11 protein-coding genes are annotated in these 14208 nt (G+C 60.3%); 5 read left to right on the forward strand and 6 right to left on the reverse strand.

The window, feature by feature from the left end:
• Nucleotides 1-67: 67 nt before the first annotated feature.
• From RHSP_RS24080 to RHSP_RS24100, 5 genes are all read left to right on the forward strand, one after another.
• Nucleotides 68-1282 (forward strand): glycosyltransferase family protein, encoded by a 1215-nt coding sequence (locus RHSP_RS24080; RefSeq protein WP_004124532.1) that lies wholly within the window; start codon nucleotides 68-70, stop codon nucleotides 1280-1282.
• Nucleotides 1283-1299: 17 nt separating this feature from the next.
• Nucleotides 1300-2559, forward strand: coding sequence for a glycosyltransferase family 4 protein (locus RHSP_RS24085; RefSeq protein WP_004124534.1), 1260 nt, complete (start codon nucleotides 1300-1302; stop codon nucleotides 2557-2559).
• Nucleotides 2556-3701, forward strand: coding sequence for a glycosyltransferase family protein (locus RHSP_RS24090; RefSeq protein ID WP_037154542.1), 1146 nt, complete (start codon nucleotides 2556-2558; stop codon nucleotides 3699-3701). Before RHSP_RS24085 ends, RHSP_RS24090 begins: the two co-directional genes overlap by 4 nt.
• 238 nt (nucleotides 3702-3939) lie before the next feature.
• Nucleotides 3940-6654 (forward strand): ABC transporter ATP-binding protein, encoded by a 2715-nt coding sequence (locus RHSP_RS24095; RefSeq protein ID WP_037154206.1) that lies wholly within the window; start codon nucleotides 3940-3942, stop codon nucleotides 6652-6654.
• Nucleotides 6655-6706: 52 nt separating this feature from the next.
• Nucleotides 6707-7183, forward strand: a complete 477-nt coding sequence (locus RHSP_RS24100) for a cyclic nucleotide-binding domain-containing protein (protein ID WP_004124544.1) — start codon at nucleotides 6707-6709, stop codon at nucleotides 7181-7183.
• A gap of 189 nt (nucleotides 7184-7372) precedes the next feature.
• On the opposite strand, the gene RHSP_RS24105 is transcribed toward RHSP_RS24100, so the two are convergent.
• From RHSP_RS24105 to RHSP_RS24130, 6 genes are all read right to left on the reverse strand, one after another.
• Nucleotides 7373-7606 (reverse strand): hypothetical protein, encoded by a 234-nt coding sequence (locus tag RHSP_RS24105; protein ID WP_004124547.1) that lies wholly within the window; start codon nucleotides 7604-7606, stop codon nucleotides 7373-7375.
• Between the two features lie 49 nt (nucleotides 7607-7655).
• Nucleotides 7656-8798, reverse strand: a complete 1143-nt coding sequence (locus tag RHSP_RS24110) for a fumarylacetoacetate hydrolase family protein (protein ID WP_004124549.1) — start codon at nucleotides 8796-8798, stop codon at nucleotides 7656-7658.
• Nucleotides 8799-8976: 178 nt separating this feature from the next.
• Complete coding sequence (gene melA, locus RHSP_RS24115) at nucleotides 8977-10347, reverse strand: alpha-glucosidase/alpha-galactosidase (protein WP_004124552.1); 1371 nt, start codon at nucleotides 10345-10347, stop codon at nucleotides 8977-8979.
• Between the two features lie 18 nt (nucleotides 10348-10365).
• The gene (locus RHSP_RS24120; protein ID WP_004124555.1) at nucleotides 10366-12036 is read right to left on the reverse strand and encodes an ABC transporter ATP-binding protein; all 1671 of its coding nucleotides are present in this window, start codon (nucleotides 12034-12036) and stop codon (nucleotides 10366-10368) included.
• Nucleotides 12037-12049: 13 nt separating this feature from the next.
• Entirely contained in the window at nucleotides 12050-13177 is a 1128-nt protein-coding gene (locus RHSP_RS24125) for an ABC transporter permease (protein WP_004124557.1), read from the reverse strand.
• Nucleotides 13177-14187 carry an ABC transporter permease gene (locus tag RHSP_RS24130; protein WP_004124559.1) on the reverse strand — a complete coding sequence of 337 codons (1011 nt, stop codon included), beginning with the start codon at nucleotides 14185-14187 and terminating at the stop codon, nucleotides 13177-13179. The genes RHSP_RS24125 and RHSP_RS24130 overlap by 1 nt, the downstream gene beginning before the upstream one ends.
• Nucleotides 14188-14208 lie beyond the last annotated feature (21 nt).

Here is a 14208-nt window from a genome sequence, read left to right on the forward strand (position 1 = left end):
GAGCGGACGCGGATGTCGTTTGCCGACAAATCGCGTACATGACTTTCATCCCCCAGAGGTTTTGCCCATGAAGCGGCGCTTAGAAGATGCTCGAATCCTCATGTATAGCCACGACACGTTCGGTCTCGGCCATCTCAGACGATGCCGTACGATCGCACATTCTCTCGTGGAGGATTATCGCGGGCTGAACGTGTTGATCATTTCCGGCGCAACGATCGCCGGTGCTTTCGACTATCGATCGCGCGTCGATTTCGTCAAAGTGCCGAGCGTCATCAAGCTGCGCGATGGCGAATATACGTCGATGGCGAGCCACGTCGCCCTCCAGGAAACGCTGAAGATGCGGCAATCGATCATTCGCCATACCGCAGAAACATTTCAGCCCGACGTATTCATCGTCGATAAGGAGCCGATGGGGCTAAAGGGCGAAATCGAGGAAACGCTGACCTATCTCAAGGCTCGTGGCACGACGCTCGTCCTCGGCATGCGCGACGTCATGGACGCACCGCATCTGCTGGATGCGGAGTGGAAGAAGAACAACGTTCTGCACAAGATCGACCAGTTCTACGATCGCGTCTGGGTCTACGGCCCACCGGATTTTCACGATCCGCTCGTCGGCCTTGATGTTCCCGCGGGCGTGCGCCGGAAGATGGAGTTCGTCGGCTTCCTCCAGCGCAGCGTTTCCACCCTCGGCACGAAGTCGGAACATGTTCCCGACGAGGACTATATCCTGGTGACCACCGGCGGCGGCGGCGATGGTGCGGATCTGGTCAGCGATGTCATCGGCGCCTTCGAGCATGACGAAACCCTGACGCACAAGACGCTCATCGTTCTCGGCCCCTATATGCCGGCTAAGGAGCGAAGCCAGCTCCTGGAACGCGCAAGCAAGATTGCCTGTCTGCAGGTGATCGAGTTCGACAACAAGATGGAGGAGCTGATCGCCGGCGCAAAGGGCGTCGTCGCCATGGGCGGCTACAACACCTATTGCGAGATCCTCTCCTTCGACAAGCCGGCGCTGATCATTCCGCGCACGCGGCCGCGCGAGGAGCAGCTGATCCGGGCGCAGCGGGCAAGCGAGCTCGGTCTCGTCGATATGCTGCTGCCGGAGGAATCCGTCGATCCGAAGCAGCTTGCCGCCGCCTTGAAGCGACTGCCCAATCGTGCACCGCCTTCGGCGAGCAGCAATGACATGCGTCTGGAAGGGCTGGTGCGCATTTCGCGCACCATCGGCGAGTGGTTCGATGATCGCGAGCGCTATACGCCGCTATCGATCGTTGCCGAGTAGATCATCGGGACTCGTCGATGCGAAAGAAAATACTGGTAGTCCTCAAGGGCTACCCCCGCCTGTCGGAAACCTTCATCGCACAGGAACTTCTCGGCCTGGAAAGGGCCGGGTTCGACCTGACGCTGATTTCGATGCGAAAGCCGACGGACAAGAAGCGCCATCCCGTCCATGACGAGATCAAGGCGCGCGTGGTTTATCTGCCTGAATACCTGCACAACGAGCCGGTGAGAGTTCTGCGCGCCTTCTTCGCCGGCATCGCCAAACCCGGGTTCAAGCCGCTGCTGAAGCAATTCTGGGCCGATCTCAAGCGCGATATCACGCCAAATCGCGTGCGCCGCTTCGGTCAGGCCTTGGTGCTGGCGCATGAATGGCCTGAAGGGGGCGAGTGGCTGCACGCGCATTTCATTCACACTCCGGCGTCGGTAACCGCTTATGCCAGCATCATGACCGGCATTCCCTGGACCTGCTCGGCACATGCCAAGGATATCTGGACCTCGCCGGACTGGGAGCTTTCGGAGAAGCTTGGCCGGGCTCGCTGGACGGTGACCTGTACACACAACGGCTTCGAGCACATGCGCGACCTGATCAAGGTGGATGACAAGGTCTATCTGAGCTATCACGGCCTCGATCTCGACCGTTTCGGACCCTTTGTCGGCGGACATTCCAATCGTGATGGCGCCGACATTTCCGATCCCGCCTTCATCCTCAGCGTCGGGCGCGCGGTGGAGAAGAAGGGGTATGACGTGCTGCTTCGGGCACTGGCACTGTTGCCGGGCGATCTCAACTGGCGTTTCACCCATATCGGCGGCGGCGACGGCCTGTCCAAATTGAAGGCATTGGCCGAGACGCTCGGCATTGTCGATCGCCTCACCTGGAAGGGCGCCTTGGCACAGGAAGAGGTGCTGGCACATTACCGGCAGGCGGATATTTTCGCGCTCGCCTGCCGCGTGGCTGCCGATGGCGATCGCGACGGTCTGCCGAATGTGCTTGTCGAGGCGTCCAGTCAGCGCCTTGTCTGCATCTCAACCGATGTCTCCGGCGTTCCCGAGCTGCTCGACGATCGCGAAAACGGCCTTGTAGTTCCCACGGAAGATCCCCAGGCGCTTGCGGCGGCGCTGGAGCTTGCGATCCGCAATCCGGCGCTGCGCCACCGGCTCGGGGATGCCGCTGAGCGTCGGGTGCGCGAACATTTCGACCATCATGCCAGCATTCGGCAATTGACGCGGCTGTTCGAGGAGCAGTGGCAAAAGGAAGATCAATGGCGGAAATCCGCATGACGGTCACACGTGCCAACCCCTTGCGCATATTCTTCTACGTTCAGCATCTGCTCGGCATCGGCCATCTGGCGCGGGCCAGCCGCATCGCCAGCGCCATGGCGAAGGACGGCTGCCAGGTGACGGTCGTCACCGGTGGCATTCCCGTGAATGGCTTTCCTGGCAGCGACGTGACCTCCGTCACGTTGCCGCCTGTGGTCGCCAGCAGCGCCGGCTTTTCCGGACTTGCCGACCAATCCGGCAACCCGGTCGACGAGGCGTTTCTGGCGCGCCGCTGCGAGCTTTTGCTCGAAGCGTTTCGGCAAGCCGAGCCGGACGTCGTCATCATTGAAGCCTTTCCCTTCGGGCGGCGGCAGATGCGCTTTGAGCTGCTGCCCCTGCTCGATGCCATTGCCAAGGCCGATCGCAAGCCGCGGCTCTATACGTCGGTACGCGATATTCTGCAGCAGCAGAAGAAGCCGGGCCGGGACGAGGAGACCGTGGGGCTGCTTCGCGATCACTTCGATGGTGTTCTCGTTCACGGCGATCCTCATTTCATCCGGTTGGAAGAGACTTTTCCCCTGACCGCATCCATCGCCGACAAGATCGTCTACACCGGGCTTGTCGCGCCGGCGCTGCCGCCGGAGCCTGAGGAGGCCTTCGATATCGTCGTCTCGGCCGGCGGTGGCGCCGTCGGCCGCGATCTCATCCGCGCGTCGCTCGAGGCGGCACGCCGCGTGGCGATCGACCGCCGCTGGCTGCTGGTGACCGGGCCGAACCTGCCGGAGCAGGATTTTGCCGATCTCGCCGCGGATGCGCCTGGCAATGTCGAGCTCGTCCGATTCCGCAAGGATTTCCCGTCCCTGCTGAGAGGGGCGGAGCTGTCGATTTCCCAAGCGGGCTACAATACCGTCGGCGACCTCCTCGTTGCCGGCTGCCGCGCCATTCTGGTGCCGTTCACGGCTGGCGGCGAAACGGAACAATCGGTCCGGGCCGAGCGACTGGAGAGGCTGGGTCTGGCGCTCGCTTTGCCGGAGGCGGGGCTGACGACGGACCTGCTTGTCGCGGCGGTGGAGACTGCCCTGTCTCGGCCCAAGCCGCATAGCCCCGACATCGATCTTGGCGGAGCGGCAAGAACCTCGTCCGTCATTCGCGGAGCCGCGTGACGGCCGGGGCAAGATGACGATCGAGTTGTCCCGTCGATTTATGCTCCTGGATTCCTGCAATCTTGTGATATAAATCAGGAAATCGATGAATCGGGAGGAGCGTGGACGAAAGATCGGTCGGAGTCCGTTTTCATAATGGGGCCACGCATCCGCAACAAACTCACCCTGCATTTATGCAACTACGGTGCCGGCATTCAGTCGGCGCTGGGCGCTTTAATCTGAAAGCCTGCAATAAGCGATGGAAAAAAGCCTAGCGCGTTACATTTGGTCGAACACCCGGCTGGAGCAGGTTTGGATCCTGCTGGTCGTTGCGGCTTCGATGATCCCGTATTTCCTGTCCTTCGACCTGCCGAAGCAGATCGTCAACGGGCCGATCCAGGGCAAGGGTTTCGAGCATCCGGGCGACACACAGACGTTCATGCATATTGCTTTCGATGTGCCGTTGATCGGCCATTTGGAAGTGTTTCAAGGCATACATCTCACCCGCATGTGGATGCTGATCGCGTTGAGCCTGGTGTTCCTTGCGCTCGTCGTGCTCAACGGTCTCTTCAAGCTCTATATCAACACCTATAAGGGTCGGCTCGGCGAGCGTATGCTGCGTCGCATCCGTTTCGAGCTGATCGACCGCGTATTGCGCTTTCCGCCGGCGCATTTCAAGCGGGTGAAGCCCGCTGAGATTGCCACCATGATCAAGGACGAGGTGGAGCCGATGGGCGGCTTCACGGGCGATGCCTTCGTGCAGCCGGCGCTGCTGGGCGGTCAGGCGGTCACCGCTCTCATCTTCATCATCATGCAGAATTTCTGGCTGGGCATGATCGCAGCCGGCATCGTCGCCGTGCAGGCGATCGTCATTCCCCGCATGCGCAAGCGGCTGCTCGAGCTCGGCCGCCAGCGGCAGCTGACGGCACGCGAGCTTTCCGGCCGCGTCGGCGAGATTGTCGATGGTATCGGCACCATTCATGCCAACGACACGACGAACCTGGAGCGTGCCGACATCGCCCACCGCCTCGGGCTGATCTTCTCGATCCGCTACGATCTCTATCAATGGAAGTTCCTGGTGAAATTCATCAACAACTTCCTCGCACAGGTCACGCCCTTCCTGTTCTATCTGGTTGGCGGCTTCCTCGCCTTGCAGGGGCGTTTGGACATCGGTCAGCTCGTCGCCGTCATCAATGCCTACAAGGATCTGCCCGGCCCCCTCAAGGAGCTGATCGACTGGGACCAGTCGCGCCAGGACGTTCAGGTCAAGTACAATCAGGTGGTCGAGCAGTTCAGTGTCGACCACCTGATCGATCCGAAAATTCAGGTCGTTTCGCACGCACCCGCAGGCCGCATCACCCACTCCCTGGTTGCGACCAACGTGACCGTCATGGACGACAGCGGCGCTCGCGTGCTCGATCACATCTCGGTCGAGATCCAGCCTGGAGAACGGGTCGCCGTTGTCGGCGACAGCGGCGCCGGTGGCGAATACCTGGCCGAAGCGTTCGGCAGGCTGGTCTGGCCCGATAGCGGCCGTATCTCGATTGACGGGCGTGACCTATTGGAATTGCCGGAGTCTCTGACCGGAAGGCGCATCGCCTACGCGTCCTCCGAAACCTTCTTCTTCCATGGTACGTTGCGCAGCAATCTTCTCTATGGCCTCAAGCACGCACCACTCATTCCTCCCGTCTATGACGAGGAAGAGGCGACCAAGGCCAAGTGGCGCGCGAACGAGGCACGGCGCGCGGCCAATCCCGAACTGGAACTCGACAGCGATTGGGTCGATTACGCCGCGGCAGGCGCCACCGGCCCGGACGATATCTATTCCGTTATCCGCCCGGTCCTGGATGCCGTTGCCATGTCGCAGGATATTTTCGACATGGCGTTGCGTTCGAATGTCGATACGGCGACGCATCAGGACCTGACGTCGCGCATCGTCGAACTGCGTCAGGCGTTGCGGCTGAGGCTGCAGGAGGAGAAACTCGAGGATCTCGTCGTTCCCTTCCAGTTCGATGTCTATAATCTGCAGGCGACCGTTGGCGAAAATCTGCTGTTCGGCACGCTGAAGCGGCCGCAGATGACCAACCGCAAGCTTGCAGCGCATCCGTATTTCCGGCAATTGTTCGCAGAAACGGGATTGATTTCCGACCTATACGATATGGGTCTGGAGATTGCTGAAAACGCCGTCGAACTCTTCACGGACTTGCCGCCTGATCATCCCTTCTTCCAGCAGCTGACCTTCATGACGGCGGAGGATATTCCGACCTACGAGGCGCTGCTGCAGAAGCTGAACGGCAAGGGCTACGAGGCTGCGACCGACGACGAACGCTCCGCGATTATCCGCCTAAGCTTTTCCTACATCGAGCCTCGTCACCGTTTCGGCCTTCTGACGCAGATGCTCATGGAAAAGATCGTCCAGGCGCGCGCCAAGTTCTATGAAAACATTCCGGCGGATCTTGCCAGCGTCATCGAGCGCTATGATCCGGAACGCTTCACCGCGTCCGCGACCTTGATGGACAATGTGCTGTTCGGTCGTATCGCGCATCAGCAGGCCAATGCTCCGGAGCGCATTCACCAGATCATGTATGATGTCTTCGGGCGTCTTGGCATGCATGACGGCGTGCTGTCGATCGGCCTGGATTTCGATGTCGGTTCGGGCGGCAAGCGTCTGACGAACGTGCAGCGCCAGAAGCTCAATCTCGGCCGCGCGCTTTTGAAACGGGCGGATTACATCATCTGCAATCGTCCTCTGCCGGCGCTCGACCATCGCATCCAGGATCAGATCGCAAGAGCGATCCTGGGGGATCTCGACAACGGCGATCATGCGCCGGCGATTGTCTGGGTCCTGTCCAATCCGAGTTTTGCCGAGCTGTTCGACCGTGTGCTGGTCTTCGACCACGGCAGCCTTGTCGAAAGCGGATCGACCACCGATCTTTTAGAGAAAAACGGTATGTTCAAAGAACTGTTATCGTAATATTCTATCTGCACAGTGGCGTCTGGGGCCGAACACTGGGGGTTTGAAGCTCATGCTTCTGAAAGATGAAGTCGAAATGCTGAAGCGGGTGCCGATTTTTTCGCGCATTGCGCCCGCGAAGTTGAAACTTTTGGCGTTTACGTCAGATCGCGTTAGTTACAATGCTGGCCAGATCCTGTTTCATCAGGGCGATCAAGGCGATGCGGCCTATGTTGTTCTTTCCGGAACTGCTGATATTCTCGTCGATAGCCCAGCCGGCGAGATCAAAGTTGCCGAAGTCGACCTCAACTCCATCGTCGGCGAAATTGCCATCCTTTGTGATGTCTCCCGTACCGCGACCGTGAAGGCCACCTCAAAGCTGGAGGCGCTGAAGATCAGCAAGGAGCATTTCCTGAAGCTGCTCAGCGATTTCCCGGAAATGGCCGTCGAGATCATGCGCGTTCTTGCGGATCGTCTGAACCATACGACCTCCGAACTCACGGCCGTTCGCAGCCGTTTGAGCCAACCGCAGCCGATGTCCACGCACTGAGGTAGCTCTGCCTAGTCCGGCTAAAATTCCTTGCGAAGCGCGCTACGCAATCCAACCCAGATGGGATTGCAGGCATCTTTCGCCTGCTAGAGCGTATCCGCTCTTCTTTGAATCGCGGAAACGCTCTATCTTCTTGTTTTCTTATGCATTCCGGACGAAAAACCGCTTCGCGCTTTTCCTGGAAATGCTCTAGCGGGCGATAAAGAAGGTCGAGATCAGAAGCGCGATCCCGATCCAGCCGATGAGAAGCAGGCGCCAGGTCGCCTTCATCTTCTCGCGAATAAAAGCTCTTCTCGCCGCCTTGTCATTCTTGAAAGCCGGATTGCCGGCGGCCTGCACATTCGTCGCGATGATGCGACGCCATCCGCCGCCGATCCCGATGATGGCGAGGATGAGGCATGCGATGCGAACAATATCGATCATTCCGAACTCGTTGAAAAAGACGATTGCCGGGCGCTGGCCGTCCGGCCTCTCAAATCAATCCGCGCCGCGCCAGATTGCGCATCAGGTGGGAGACACCGAAGGTCCATGGCGGGCATTCCGTCGATAGAAGCACGCGGTTGCGCAAGGCACCCAGCTTGTCGTTGGAGATGGTGACGACGTCGCCGACCTTATGCGTGAAACCCTGCCCGGGTGTGTCGCGGTCTTCGACGGGCGCGAAGAGCGTTCCCATGAACAGCACCAGGCCATCCGGATATTGATGATGGCGGCCGATGGTCTGAGAGACGAGGTCAAGCGGATCGCGGCTGATTTCTTTCATCGACGAGCGGCCGTGCAGCACATAGCTGTCCTCGCCCTCGACCTTGAGGTCGAGATCGGCGTTGCGGACATCGTCGAGACTGTAAGTCTCGTCGAACAGACGGATGAAGGGGCCGATCGAGCAAGAAGCATTGTTGTCCTTGGCTTTGCCGAGCAAAAGCGCCGACCGTCCTTCGACATCGCGCAGATTGACGTCGTTGCCGAGCGTAGCGCCTCTGACCCGGCCCTGGCTGTCGACTGCAAGGACGATCTCCGGTTCCGGATTGTTCCATTTGGAGATCGGATGCAGGCCCACATCCGCGCCGAGCCCTACCGAGGACATCACCTGCGATTTCGAAAAGACTTCCGCGTCCGGCCCGATGCCGACTTCGAGATATTGCGACCAGACGCCTTCTTCGATCAGTGCCGCTTTGACCTTGGCGGCTTCGGGAGAGCCGGCCTTGAGGTTGCGCAGGCTGTCGCCGATGAGCGCGGTGACCTTACCACGGATCGCTTCGGCGAGATCCGGATTACCGGCCGCGCGTTCCTCGATGACACGCTCAAGCATCGAGCGGGCGAAGGTGACGCCGCAGGCCTTGATCGCCTGCAGATCGATGGGGGCGAGAAGATGGATGGACGAGCGATCGGCTCTGCCCGCGAGCAGGGTGTCCAGCTCACAGATGGCTTCGCCCGTCTGCGTGCGAACGAAAGCAACCGGATCGTCCATTTCCAGGAGGTCGCGCATGGTCGGCGCTTCCTTCGACGTGATGTCGTAAAGCGTGCCATCGCGGACGGTGACCAGGGCAGGGCCCTCCACATCCGGGCGCCAGATGCGACCGACAAATGTTCCGGTGGTGAATGTTTCCGAGCTGGCCATGTCGTTCGTCTCCTCCAAACTGCGAGCGTTTCTAGCGCAGTCGATCCCGCTTTGCCATCTGTTGTCCCGCCATCATTCGCTGCATTTTGGATTTTCATCTTTTCCCAGCAGCTGAAAATGTAAGGCCTCGCGGCAGCGCCGCGAGGCCCTTTGGGCCGCAAGCCGGGAGAGAGTAGCTTTAGGCGGCCTGAACCTTGCGATTGCCGCGCGCCCATTCAGGCAGCCATTCGCCATGCGCGGCCAACAACTCGTCGACAAGCGACCAGATCTGGTCGAGATCGAGCTCGGCTGCCGTGTGCGGATCCATCATCGCGGCGTGGTAGATGTGCTCGCGATTTTCCGTCAACAGCGCCTTTACCGTCAGCTCCTGCACGTTGATGTTCGTGCGGATGAGGGCGGTCAGCTGCGGCGGCAGATCGCCGACATAGGTCGGCTGGATGCCGGAGGCATCGACCAGGCAGGCGACTTCCGCGGCGCAGTTGTTAGGCAGCGAGGTGATGCAGCCATTGTTGCGGACGTTGCCGTAGATGACGGAGGGTTCGCCGGTCCAGACCGAATTGATGATCGAGGAGGCATATTCCTTCGATTGCTTGACCTCGATCTTCTCGGCGGTGCGATATTCCTCGGCCTGGTTCTTCCAGCGCGCCACCTGCTCGATGCAGCGCTTCGGATATTCGTCGAGCGGGATGCCGAACTTCTCGATCAGATCCTCGCGGCCTTCCTTGATGAAGTAGGGCGTGTATTCGGCAAAATGCTCCGAGCTTTCGGTGACGAAATAGCCGAGGCGGGTCAGCATCTCGTAGCGCACCTTGTTCGGGCAGCGCGGGTTCCAGCCGGGCTTTGGCGCACGTCCTTCGCGATAGGCGCGGACGAGATCCGGATAGAGGTTGCGATAGGAACCATCCGGCTGGCGATGCTCGAATTCGAGATAGAAGGCCATGTGGTTGATGCCGGCCGAGCGGTAGCGGATCTCGTCATAGGGGATGTCGAGATCGTGCGCCAGTTCCATGGCCGTACCCTGCACCGAATGGCAAAGCCCGACCTGCTTGATCGTCGGGTATTTCTCACCGATCGCCCAGGTGTTGATGGCCATCGGGTTCACATATTGCAGCATGATTGCGTTCGGGCAGACGGCGAGCATGTCCTCGCAGATCTTCCACAGATGCGGAACCGTGCGCAGGCCGCGCATGATGCCACCGACGCCGAGGGTGTCGGCGATCGTCTGACGGAGGCCATATTTCTTCGGCACCTCGAAATCGGTGACCGTGCAGGGCTCATAGCCGCCGATCTGGAAGGCGACGACGACGAAGTGAGCGCCGTCCAGCGCCTTGCGCTGGTCGGTGAAGGTTTCGACGGTCGCTGAGGCGCCGAGGGTCGAGGCGAGCTTGCGCGCGACGATGGCGCTTTCTTCCAGCCGTTGCGGATTGATGTCCATCAGCGCGATCCTTGCGCCCGCAAGCGCCGGACGCTGCAAGACGTCGCCGATGATGTTCTTCATGAACACGGTCGAGCCGGCGCCGATGAAGGTGATCTTGGGAGTGCTTGTCATTTCAAAATCTCCTGGATGCTATGAAGCTACCTCGAACGCCGCTCTGACGAGGCGTTCGGTGTAAGCGGTCTTGGGATGGGATAGAACCTCATCGACCGGCCCTTCTTCCATGATCTTGCCGTGCTGCATGACGATCACGCGATGGCAAAGGGCGCGGACGACCTTGAGGTCGTGTGAAATGAAAAGATAGCTCAGGCCCCGCTCGTCCTGCAGCTTGCGCAGGAGGTCGATGATCTGGGCCTGAACGGAGAGATCGAGCGCCGAGGTCGGCTCGTCGAGCAGGATGAACTCCGGTTCGAGCGCGATGGCGCGTGCGATCGCGATGCGCTGACGCTGCCCGCCGGAAAATTCATGCGGGAAGCGCGAGAGGATATTGGCGGGCATACCGGCGCTGACAAGCGCTTCCTTGACGCGCTCCGACCGCTCGGTTTTGCCGGTGCCGATATTGTTGACCACCAGTCCCTCGGAAATGATCTGGCCGACGGTCATGCGCGGATTGAGCGACGAGAACGGGTCCTGAAAGACGATCTGCATGCGGGAGCGCAAAGGCCGCATCTCGGCGCGAGACCGGCCGTGAATTGCCTGCCCGTCGAAGAAGATCTCACCGCTATCGGCATCGATGAGGCGCAGTAGCGCCTGCCCGAAGGTGGTCTTGCCGGAGCCGGACTCGCCCACCAGCCCGAGCGTTTCATGGCGTCGCAGTTCCAGATTCAGGCCATTGACGGCGACAAGCTCGCGCATGTCGGGCTTGAAGAAGCTCCCATGCCGCAGCATGAACGCGACCTTGACGGATTTGCCCTCAAGTACTGTGTCGCAATTCGGCGGCAGCGGCTTTGCCCGCCCGCGCGGCTCCGACGTCAGCAGATGCTGGGTGTAGGGGTGCTGCGGGTTCGCGAACAGCGCCTCCGTCGTGTTGTGCTCGCGCATTTCCCCATGCTGCATCACATAGACGTAGTCGGAAAACTGGCGCACGACGGTCAAGTCGTGGGTGATCAGGATCACCGCCATGCCGAGTTGCTTCTGCAGGTCGCGGATGAGGTTCAGGATTTGCGCCTGCACCGTCACGTCGAGTGCCGTCGTCGGCTCATCGGCAATCAGCACGTCCGGATCATTGGCGAGCGCCATGGCGATCATGACGCGTTGGCGCTGCCCGCCGGAAAGCTGATGCGGATATTGCTTGAGTCGTGCCTCGGGATCGGGAATCTGCACCTGCTTCAAGAGATCGAGTGCTCTTTTCTCGGCGTCACGGCGGTTGACCTTGCGATGAACCCGGATGGCTTCCACGATCTGGCTGCCGATGGTGTAGATCGGATTGAGCGAGCTCATCGGCTCCTGGAAAATCATCGAGATGCGGTCGCCGCGCAGCTGCCGGCGCGCGCGCTCGGAGAATTTCAGGACATTCTTGCCGTCATAATGAACGGCGGACTTGTCCGAAACCACGGCGCGTTTGGTCAAAAGCCCCATGACCGTGCGGGCCGTCACCGATTTTCCCGAGCCGGATTCGCCGACGATCGCAATGGTTTCGCCGCGATGGAGCTGGAAGGAAATATCCTTGACGGCATCGACCACGCCGTCTTCCACCTTGAATTTGACGGCGATGTTGCGGGCATCGATAACGGGCGCGACAGCCCTTTCGCCGGCGTCGAAGCGAATATCGGGAGCGAAGGGATTGACGAGTGCGAGAGCCATATCCGTTCTCCTCTCAATAGGGATCGATCGCGTCGCGCAGCCCGTCGCCGAGCGCGTTGAAGGCGAAGACGGTGACGAGAACGAAAGCGACGGGCGAGAGAATCCAGGGGTAGGAGCCGATGACCGAATAGGTCGACGTATCCTGCAGCATCAGCCCCCATGAAATCAGCGGCGGCTTGACGGCAAAGCCGAGGAAACCCAGGAAGGATTCGAGCAGAACCACGCTCGGGATCGCAAGTGTCACGGCGACGATGACGTGGCTCATGACGTTGGGGAAGATGTGCTGCAGGATGATGCGCCGGTCGGTGGCTCCGATGGCCATCGCCGCCCGCACATAGTCGATCCTTGCCAGTGCCAGCGTCTTGCCGCGCACTTCGCGTGACATCTGCGCCCAGCCGAGTGCCGACATGACGATGATGACGAAGGCCAGGAAGACATTGGTCGGCGCCGTCACAGGGATCAGCGAGGTCAAAGCCAGATAGAGCGGCAATTGCGGGAACGCCAGTACCACCTCGACGAAGCGCTGGATCCAGGCGTCGATCGCGCCGCCGAAATAGCCCGATATCATGCCGACTGTCGTTCCAACGATGGTAACGATGGCGACCACGGTCAACGCAATCATCAGCGATATCCGCGAACCGTAGATCGCCCGCGACAGCACGTCCCGGCCAAACTTGTCGGTGCCGAGGAAATGCACGGGGCCGCCGTCGGTCGTGCCGAAGAGATGCCGGTCACTGGGGATCAGGCCGAAGAGATGATAGGGAGCGCCCTTGACGAATAGGCCGAGCAAACGCGGGTTGTCGTAGTCCGGTCCGACGATCGGCTGGAAGGTGACGGGATCCAGGTCGCTGGTTTCGACCAGCGCGTAAACCCGCGGCTGGAAGACGAAATTGCCGTCCTTGTCATGGAAGCTGATGAGCTGCGGCGGCGCAAAACCGGTATCGGTTGCTTTTGGGTCGATCGGCGCGACGAATTCCGCGAAGATCGCCATCATCAGCAGCAGGACGACGAGGATGAGGCCGCTCATGCCCGTCCAGGAGCGCTTCAGGCGCCGCCAGACCAGTGCGATGTAGCTTTCGCTGCCGCTCTTGTGCTTGATCTTTTCTTCCGGTGGGGGCGGGGAGTTGCTGAAAGCGAGCATTAGTGGATCCCTCCCTGTTGACGCACGCGCGGATCGAGCAGGGCAAGCAGCATGTCGGCGATGATGTTGCCGACGATGAGGGTTGCCGAAAGCACCATCATGAAGGTTGCTGTGACATAGACGTCGCCGACCGCCATCGAGCCGACGATGGCCGGCCCGACGGTCGGCAGCGTGAAGATGATTGCGGTTTCGATCTCGCCGGTCAGCATGTAGGGCAGAACCACACCCTGATACATGACCAGCGGGTGCAGCGCGTTCGGCACGGCATGACGCATGACGACGGCACCGCCGGAAAGCCCCTTGGCGCGCGCGGTCTCGACATATTGGGCATTCAGCGTGTCGAGCAGATTGCCGCGCATGACGCGCATATTGTAAGCGAGGCCGCCGAACGTGGCGATGGCGACGACCGGCCACACATGTTTGACGAGGTCGACGAACTTGCCCCAGGACCAGGGTGCTCCGCCATATTGCGGCGAAAAGAAACTGCCGATTTCCGAGACGTTGAGCTGGAAGACGAGGAGATAGACGATGATCAGCGCCATCAGGAAGCGCGGCACCGTCATGCCGAGGAAGGAGATGCCGGACAGCAGGCTGTCGATCCAGCTATATTGCCGCGTCGCCGCCCATATGCCGAAACCGATGCCGAGAATGGATGCGAATATATGGCATACGAGCGCCAGCGCCAGCGTTCGCGGCAGACGCTCGCCGACGACATCGGCAACGGGCTTGTTGTAGAACATGCTGTAGCCGAAATCGCCTCTGGTGACGATGCCGCCGATCCAGTTGACGTATTGAACGACCATTGGCTTATCGAGCCCATGCTCTCGGCGATAGGCCTGTGCTTGGGCATCGGCTTGCTCGAAGGACGCGCCGCCCTGGTTCATCAATTGCGAGCGGATGTAATCGGCATAATCGCCCGGTGGTGCCTGGATGATGGCAAAAGTCACCACGCTCAGGATGAAGAGCACGGGGATGGCGGAGGCTATTCTCACGAGCAGGAATCGTAACATGGAACGGTTCGCTTCTCTTTG

Source organism: Rhizobium freirei PRF 81 (assembly GCF_000359745.1).
In the GTDB taxonomy this organism is placed as follows: Bacteria; Pseudomonadota; Alphaproteobacteria; order Rhizobiales; family Rhizobiaceae; genus Rhizobium; species Rhizobium freirei.

Coding starts and splice junctions, on each gene's coding strand:
- RHSP_RS24120 (WP_004124555.1), bottom strand. CDS start 12,036: ATGGCTCTCGCACTCGTCAATCCCTTCGCTCCCGATATTCGCTTCGAC.
- melA (WP_004124552.1), bottom strand. CDS start 10,347: ATGACAAGCACTCCCAAGATCACCTTCATCGGCGCCGGCTCGACCGTG.
- RHSP_RS24105 (WP_004124547.1), bottom strand. CDS start 7,606: ATGATCGATATTGTTCGCATCGCATGCCTCATCCTCGCCATCATCGGG.
- RHSP_RS24090 (WP_037154542.1), top strand. CDS start 2,556: ATGACGGTCACACGTGCCAACCCCTTGCGCATATTCTTCTACGTTCAG.
- RHSP_RS24080 (WP_004124532.1), top strand. CDS start 68: ATGAAGCGGCGCTTAGAAGATGCTCGAATCCTCATGTATAGCCACGAC.
- RHSP_RS24085 (WP_004124534.1), top strand. CDS start 1,300: ATGCGAAAGAAAATACTGGTAGTCCTCAAGGGCTACCCCCGCCTGTCG.
- RHSP_RS24095 (WP_037154206.1), top strand. CDS start 3,940: ATGGAAAAAAGCCTAGCGCGTTACATTTGGTCGAACACCCGGCTGGAG.
- RHSP_RS24100 (WP_004124544.1), top strand. CDS start 6,707: ATGCTTCTGAAAGATGAAGTCGAAATGCTGAAGCGGGTGCCGATTTTT.
- RHSP_RS24125 (WP_004124557.1), bottom strand. CDS start 13,177: ATGCTCGCTTTCAGCAACTCCCCGCCCCCACCGGAAGAAAAGATCAAG.
- RHSP_RS24110 (WP_004124549.1), bottom strand. CDS start 8,798: ATGGCCAGCTCGGAAACATTCACCACCGGAACATTTGTCGGTCGCATC.
- RHSP_RS24130 (WP_004124559.1), bottom strand. CDS start 14,187: ATGTTACGATTCCTGCTCGTGAGAATAGCCTCCGCCATCCCCGTGCTC.